The sequence below is a fragment of the Thermodesulfovibrionales bacterium genome (assembly GCA_035622735.1).
Taxonomy (GTDB): domain Bacteria; phylum Nitrospirota; class Thermodesulfovibrionia; order Thermodesulfovibrionales; family UBA9159; genus DASPUT01.
The window spans coordinates 1-6,893 of record DASPUT010000133.1 but is presented as its reverse complement, the minus strand read 5'-3'; the positions used below and the strand labels follow the sequence as shown (position 1 = coordinate 6,893).

6 protein-coding genes are annotated in these 6,893 nt (G+C 55.6%); 5 read left to right on the top strand and 1 reads right to left on the bottom strand.

Translation table 11 applies throughout. The features are described 5' to 3' along the window. From VEI96_07260 to VEI96_07240, 5 genes are all read left to right on the top strand, one after another. Window positions 1-2,012, top strand: a 2,012-nt coding sequence (locus VEI96_07260) for a PAS domain S-box protein (protein HXX57784.1), incomplete at its 5' end; no start/stop codon positions are given. After that, window positions 2,009-2,359: a response regulator gene (locus tag VEI96_07255; protein HXX57783.1), complete on the top strand. Its 351-nt coding sequence runs from the start codon at window positions 2,009-2,011 to the stop codon at window positions 2,357-2,359. The genes VEI96_07260 and VEI96_07255, both read left to right, overlap by 4 nt. A gap of 11 nt (window positions 2,360-2,370) precedes the next feature. Next, window positions 2,371-3,591 (top strand): class I SAM-dependent RNA methyltransferase, encoded by a 1,221-nt coding sequence (locus tag VEI96_07250; protein ID HXX57782.1) that lies wholly within the window; start codon window positions 2,371-2,373, stop codon window positions 3,589-3,591. Window positions 3,592-3,607: 16 nt separating this feature from the next. Then, on the top strand, window positions 3,608-4,057 hold the full coding sequence (locus VEI96_07245; GenBank protein ID HXX57781.1) for a hypothetical protein: 450 nt from the start codon (window positions 3,608-3,610) through the stop codon (window positions 4,055-4,057). Window positions 4,058-4,089: 32 nt separating this feature from the next. Beyond that, entirely contained in the window at window positions 4,090-6,078 is a 1,989-nt protein-coding gene (locus VEI96_07240; GenBank protein HXX57780.1) for a molybdopterin biosynthesis protein, read from the top strand. Window positions 6,079-6,220: 142 nt separating this feature from the next. Here the strand turns inward: VEI96_07240 and VEI96_07235 are convergent. Beyond that, window positions 6,221-6,893, bottom strand: a 673-nt coding sequence (locus VEI96_07235) for a hypothetical protein (protein HXX57779.1), incomplete at its 5' end; no start/stop codon positions are given.

Sequence of the window (6,893 nt, the reverse complement as noted above, 5' to 3'; positions counted from 1 at the left end):
GTCTCATCGATAATTCCGCCGATGCGATTGTAACGTCTGACTTCGGCGGGTTCATAACCTCGTGGAATCAGGGCGCGGAGAGAATATACGGTTTTTCCGAGGCGGAGGTGATAGGGAAGTTTCTCCCGTTTGTTCCTGATTTTTTGCGAGATGCCGAGAAGGTGCATACCGAGAGGGTGAGAGGGGGTGAGGTGCTCAGGGATATAGAAACCGTTCGCCAGCGGAAGGATGGATCGATTATCGAGGTGAGCCTCACCCTCTCTCCTATAAAAGACGCATCGGGAGATATTATCGGCATCAGCGGAATATCCCGTGACATTTCCGACAAGAAACGGGTCGAAAAGGAGTTGATCACGAAGAATCAGGAACTCTCGAGGCTCTTCTTCATCAGCTCCGCTATGAGGAGCACCCTCGACCCTGAGCGGCTCCTCCGGATGATCCTGACGGCGGTGACCATGGGCGAGGGGCTGAGCTTCAATCGCGCGGTCCTCCTCCTTGTCGATGAGGAGAAGAAGGTCCTCAAAGGCGCCATGGGTGTCGGACCTGAAAGTCATGAGGAAGCGGGGAGGATATGGGAGCGGCTGTCCCGCGAGAAGCGGTCGCTGGCCGATATCATGAGTGAGATCGATACGGGGCCCTTAAAGAAGGAGTCTTTTCTCGACAGGCTGAGCCTTGGCATTGAGGTCCCGCTTGAGACCGACTCTCTCCTTGCCCTGTCGGTCAGGGAAAAGAAGCCTTTTAACGTGCCTGACGCGAGACAGGAGCCGCACTCCGACGCCATCTTAATCCAGCAACTCGGCACGGAGGCGTACGCGATCGTACCTCTGATATCGAGGGACAGGGTCATCGGCATCCTCTGGGTCGATAATCTCTTCAACAGGAGACCGGTGACGGATGAGGACATGAAATTCCTCGTCGCCTTTTCGAATCAGGTGGCGACCGCGATCGAGAGCGCAAAACTCTTTGAAAAGATTTCGATTGCGGAAGCCGAGCTTGAGAATATCTTCAGGTCGATATCGGACATGGTCTACTTTACCGACATGGACTACACGATAAAGAGCGTCAACAAGGCGGTTATGGACAGATTCGGCAAGGACGAAAAGGCCCTTGTCGGCAAGAAGTGTTATGAGGTCTTTCACGGCATGGACGTGCCCTGGAAGGAGTGTCCGCATCACAAGACGGTAATAGAGAAGAAGGCCTTTGTGGAAGAACTGGAGGATCCCTTCCTGGGGGGAACCTTTCTCACGTCTACCTCTCCGATCTTCGACACCTCGGGCAACTTCATGGGGACCGTTCACATCGTCAGGGATATCACCGAGATAAAGAATATCCAGGAGAGGCTGTCGAATGCAGAGAGGATGGCGGCACTCGGAGAGGTGGCGGCAAAGGTCACCCATGAAATCAGGAATCCCCTCGTCTCGATAGGCGGCTTCGCCCTGAGACTGGAGAAGAAGCTCGACGGCAACCTGAAGGAGTACGCCTCGATCATCACGAATGAGGTGAGGAGGCTCGAGGAAATTCTGAAGGACATCCTCGGTTTTGTGCGTGAGGTGAGGCTGTCCAGGACGACCGTGGATATCAACGCCCTGCTCGGCGATATCCTTTCTCTCGTGGCTTCCGAGATCGGGGAAAGGGGGATCACTATCGGGACGAGTTTCGGCGAAGTCGCCACCTCCCTCTTGGACCCCGACAGGATAAAGGAGGCCTTCTTGAATATTATGAATAACGCCATTCAGGCTGTCGGGACTCATGGAGAGATAAGGGTGAAGACTTACGCGAGGGATGACTTTATTGTCGCCGAGGTGAGTGACACGGGGGCCGGCATCGATGAAAAGGACATGCCTTTTATCTTTGATCCCTTTTATACTACAAAACCGACGGGAACCGGTCTCGGGCTTGCGATAACGCGGCGGATCATCGAAGAGCACAAGGGCAGGGTGGAAGTGAGGAGTAAGGCCGGAGCCGGTACAACAATACGGGTCTTTTTACCGAAGGGAAAGGAGGTATCATGAAGATACTCATTGTTGATGATGACCTGCATATCAGGAGACTCTACAAGGAAGAACTCGAGGAGGAAGGGTACGAGGTCGTTGTTGCCGCAACGGGCACGGAGGCGATAGAGTTGTTCGAAAAGGAGAATCCCGATCTTGTTACCCTCGATATCCTCATGCCCGATATGGACGGCATAAAACTCTTGCGGCAGATGAAGGAGAAGAAGCCCCGGATTCCGATAATCATGTCGACGGCGTATGACTATCGGGACGATTTCGCCGTCTGGGCGTCGGAGGCCTATATCGTGAAATCTGCGGAACTGACAGAGCTGAAAGAGACAGTAAAGAAACTCCTCGGTAAGAAGTAATGAACGTGACGATGAGAGCGGAAAGTCCGGTTTACGGGGGATACGCGATCGGCAGGGACGGCAAGGTCGTATTTATCAGGGGCGCCATCCCCGGTGAACTCGTTGAAGTCGCGATCGAGGAGAAGAAGAAGGATTACAGCATTGCCACGGCAAGAAATATCCTTGAACCTTCCCCCTCGAGGAGAGAAGCGCCGTGCAGGGTATTCGGACTCTGCGGGGGCTGCCAGCTGCAGTTCGTCGAGTATGAAGGTCAGGTCTCGATGAAGGAGGAGATAATCCGTGATACGATGAGACGGATCGGCGGTCTTGACGTTCAGCTCCTGCCTCCTCTCACGGACAGAGAGTTCCGCTACAGGCACAGGGCGCAATTTAAGGTCTCACCGAAAGGAGAGGTCGGTTTTTACCGGGAAGGGACCAGGGATATCCTCCGTATCGAGGAATGTCCCGTCATGGTCGATGAGATAAACGGTGCCTTGCGGGAATTGAGGGGTATTGGGCTTACAGGACTCAAGGAAATATCTGTTATATTCGGTGACACCCTTGCGGCGATCGTGAAGGGCGATGTCACCGATGAACTCGTTCAGGGGGTCCTCGATGCGGAGATAGCCGGAATAGCCTTTGAGAACGGCGATTCTCAGGGTAAGGATTACATCACGCTCGACCTCAACGGATTGAAGTATTCGGTCACCCCCTGGAGCTTTTTCCAGAGCCATTGGTCCCTGAACAGGAAGGTTGTCGAGACCGTGGTCGAAAGGCTGGCTCCGCTGAGCGGTAAGAAGGTCCTCGACCTCTATGCGGGAGCCGGCAACTTCGCCCTCCCCCTCTCGGTGGGAGCGGAAGAGGTAATTGCGGTGGAAGAGAACCGCTTTGCGGCGGAGGACGGAAAGAGAAACGCCATGCTCAACGGCATAAAGAACTGCAGGTTTATCGGGCTATCGGCCGAGAAGAGTCTCGAACGAGGAGGGAAGCGGCGGGGTGAAAAGCTTCTCGGAGAGAGCAGCTATGACATCGTTGTCCTGAATCCCCCGAGGCCCGGCTTAACGCGGGACTGTCTGAAGAAGGTTCTCGATCTGGGGGCAAAAAAGGTAGTTTACCTCTCGTGCAATCCGGCGACCCTCGCAAGAGACCTAAAAAAAATGAACGACCGGTATGACCTCGAGTCGCTTGCGCTTATCGATTTTTTTCCCAATACATATCATATCGAGTCGCTCGCATTCCTGAACCTGAGATGAAGCCGGTGGGAGCGGGATGAGAGAAGTGATTATCGCCTCGGATGAGGAGTCGGGCAGGATTCACCGGGAGACCTGTCACTCCGCGGAAGAGGACTGTCGGCTCGCCGGCGGCGACATCCTCGGTTCTGTTATGGGCCTGTCTCAGGAAGTTGAGAGGCTCCATATCGTTGCGACCTGGCCCGATGTAATCAGACTTGCTGCCTGGAAGACCGAGCCGAAGATGGGAGACCTCTTGGTGCTTCTCAAGAGTGTGGGCCTCCGGGCGGATGAATTGCTGCCCTTCGCGAATGCGGATACCGGTGACCTCTTCCCCTGGCTTTATTACGGCAAGCGGTTTGACACCCTCAGGAGGCTATGCCGGATCGCCAAAAAGAACGCGGAGGACCATGTGAGGAAGAAAGACGTCCGTGTTTATTGCCACCTCATTTCAGAAGATGTTCATCGAATCGTCGCGAGCAGTCTCTGACGATGCTGAACATCTCCGTGGGAGATGACCGCATGAAAAGAACGATATACCTCGAAAGCACCCCCTTGGACGAAGCGCTCAGGGTATGGAAGGAGAGACTCGGCAGGGAAGGGCTCGGCAGGGCCTTTTCCCCTGAGCAGGTCAGGGTGGTCGAGTCCCTCGGGCGGATAACCGCAGGAGCGATCTCCGCGAGGCTTTCCTCTCCTTTCTATCACTCGGCTGCGATGGACGGCTACGCTGTCAGGTTTGCGGAGACGTTCGGAGCGTCCGAGACAGAGCCGGTGATCCTCAGGATGCCCGGGCAGGCGATACCCGTGGACACCGGGGACCCGATACCCGACGGGTTCAACGCAGTGATCATGATCGAGGACGTGAATATCATCAGGGATAAAAAGACTTCGGCACCCCGTGTATCCGGCGAAGGGAAGGGTCCTGGTCATGAGCCGTCTGAAGGCTCCATCGAGATTACCGAACCTGCCACCCCATGGCAGCATGTGAGAACGATTGGAGAAGACATCGTGGCGACGGAGCTTATCGTTCCTGAAAATCACAGGATCAGGCCTGTGGATATCGGCGCCCTGCTTGCGGGAGGGCATACGGATATTCTCGTAAGAAAGAGGCCTGAGGTTGCCATCATCCCCACGGGAGATGAGATCGTCGAACCGGGCTCCGAACTGGTCCGGGGAAACATCATCGAGTATAATTCGCGGGTCCTGGGCGGTCTCGTAACGGAATGGGGAGCGAATCTCAGGCGGTATCCGATTGTCCGTGACGATCTCGACGCGCTCAAGGCGGTAATTTCAGACGCCTCTCGCGCTGCCGACATGGTAGTCATCAATGCCGGTTCATCCGCGGGCTCGGAAGATTTTACGGCGCAGGCGATCCGTGAGGCCGGAGAGGTTCTCATCCACGGTGTCGGAATAAAGCCCGGAAAGCCGGTCATCCTCGGCATCGTGGGAGGGAAACCGGTACTCGGGATACCCGGTTATCCGGTATCGGCGTATATAACGTTTCATCTCTTTGCGAAGCCGATCCTCTACGCCTGGCAGGGGCTCAGGATGCAGGAGCCGGAGAGGATAAGGGCACGGTTGTCGAGGCAGCTGTCTTCGGCGCTGGGACAGGAGGAATTCGTGCGGGTGAAGGTCGGCGTGGTGGGGGAAAAGACGATAGCGACGCCGGTGAGCAGGGGGGCAGGTGTTATCATGTCCCTCGTGAGGGCCGACGGGATGGTGAGGATCCCGTCCCTCTCGGAGGGAATCGGGGCCGGTACGGAGATTGAGGTCGAGTTGCTGAGGCCGGAGCACGAAATCAGAAACACGATCGTCTGCATCGGGAGCCACGACAACGCACTCGATCTCCTCTCGAATTCCCTGAAGAAGAGATATCCGGAATACTCCTTTGCCTCTGCCCATGTCGGCTCGATGGGCGGACTGATGTCACTGAAGAAGGGAGAGGCGCACGTGGCGGGAACCCATCTCCTTGATGAGGAGACGGGACTCTACAACGTCCCCTACATAGAGAGATTGCTCGTTGGTAAGCGTGTTACCCTCGTCAACCTCGTTTACAGGCAGCAGGGATTGCTCGTGAGGAAGGGGAATCCGAAAAATATCAGAGGGTTTGAGGACCTGGTGAGAGACGACGTCGTTTATATCAACAGACAGGCGGGCGCGGGAACGAGGCTTCTCACTGATAAACACCTCAGGGAAAGGGGAATCGAACCAACGCGCATTAGGGGGTATGACAGGGAAGAATATACCCATATGGGTGTCGCGTCCGCGGTGCTGAGCGGGGTTGCGGATACTGGTCTTGCGATACTCGCGGCTGCGCGCGCGCTCGACCTGGACTTCATCCCTGTGGCGAGGGAGCGTTATGATATCGCGATCGCGAGTGATTTTATGGAGACGGAGATGATCAAGGCCCTCATCGATATCATCAGGAATGACGGAGAATTTAGGGAAGCGGTCTCGAACCTGGGCGGATATGATCTCTCTGATATGGGGAAGGTCATGTACGAGGGATGAACCCTCTTGTAGGGGCGACGGCCTTTTCCCTGATTAAGATTACGAAAGAATCTACGGGTCCGGGACGATAGACCTCGCCTCAGAGTTGTTCTGGCCTCATCCGTCGGAGTGGAGGGTTATCGAAGCTTCGACGATATTTCCGCTAATAGGTGAGAGTGCTGTCGTGGGTTTTGCCGTGGCAGACCAGGGTGCAGCTCCTCGATAGTCCGTTGTAAACCGGGAAGATGTTCGGCGACACGGGGGTTACGCTTCGCGTGTCGAAATTGATGAGGTGTATGTGGCTTCCCGTGACGAAGTTGTCCTGGATTCCGTGGGCGTCATGGCAAACAGAGCATGGAGCCCTATCAGCGACGACATGTTCCCGGTGTTTAAAGCTCGCGTCGCTCAAGAGATTGTCCCTGTTATGACACCGATAGCAGAGGGCATAGGTCGAAAAACTCTCTGAGACGGGGTTCGGGTCGAAGGTATCGTAACGATCTCTCAGAATGGGAGGATATGCCGAGCCGTGAGGGCCCCGGGAGCCGTCATCATCACTGTGGCAGTCGCTGCAGTAAATCATGCTCATCACCGTGAGGGTTGGCGCGAATTGCGAAGGTATGCTCGGGACATTCATATTCCTGCCGATCGTGGCGACCGGATGGAAAGAGGGGTTCGTCATGTCAAACTGAAGGCGCGTATTTGTCGAGATGATGACCCTCGGGATGTAAGGGGACTTGGGAGCCCAGTCCGCGTGACATTTGAAGCATACCTCGTACTCCCTCATTGCAGGGTTGTAAGGGGGCATGAGGGGCGCTCCGTTGAGATCCACGCCGCTC

What these genes read in the sequence shown, in the direction of transcription:
- VEI96_07255 (HXX57783.1), top strand. Translation starts at nt 2,009, where the DNA reads ATGAAGATACTCATTGTTGATGATGACCTGCATATCAGGAGACTCTAC.
- VEI96_07250 (HXX57782.1), top strand. Translation starts at nt 2,371, where the DNA reads ATGAGAGCGGAAAGTCCGGTTTACGGGGGATACGCGATCGGCAGGGAC.
- VEI96_07245 (HXX57781.1), top strand. Translation starts at nt 3,608, where the DNA reads ATGAGAGAAGTGATTATCGCCTCGGATGAGGAGTCGGGCAGGATTCAC.
- VEI96_07240 (HXX57780.1), top strand. Translation starts at nt 4,090, where the DNA reads ATGAAAAGAACGATATACCTCGAAAGCACCCCCTTGGACGAAGCGCTC.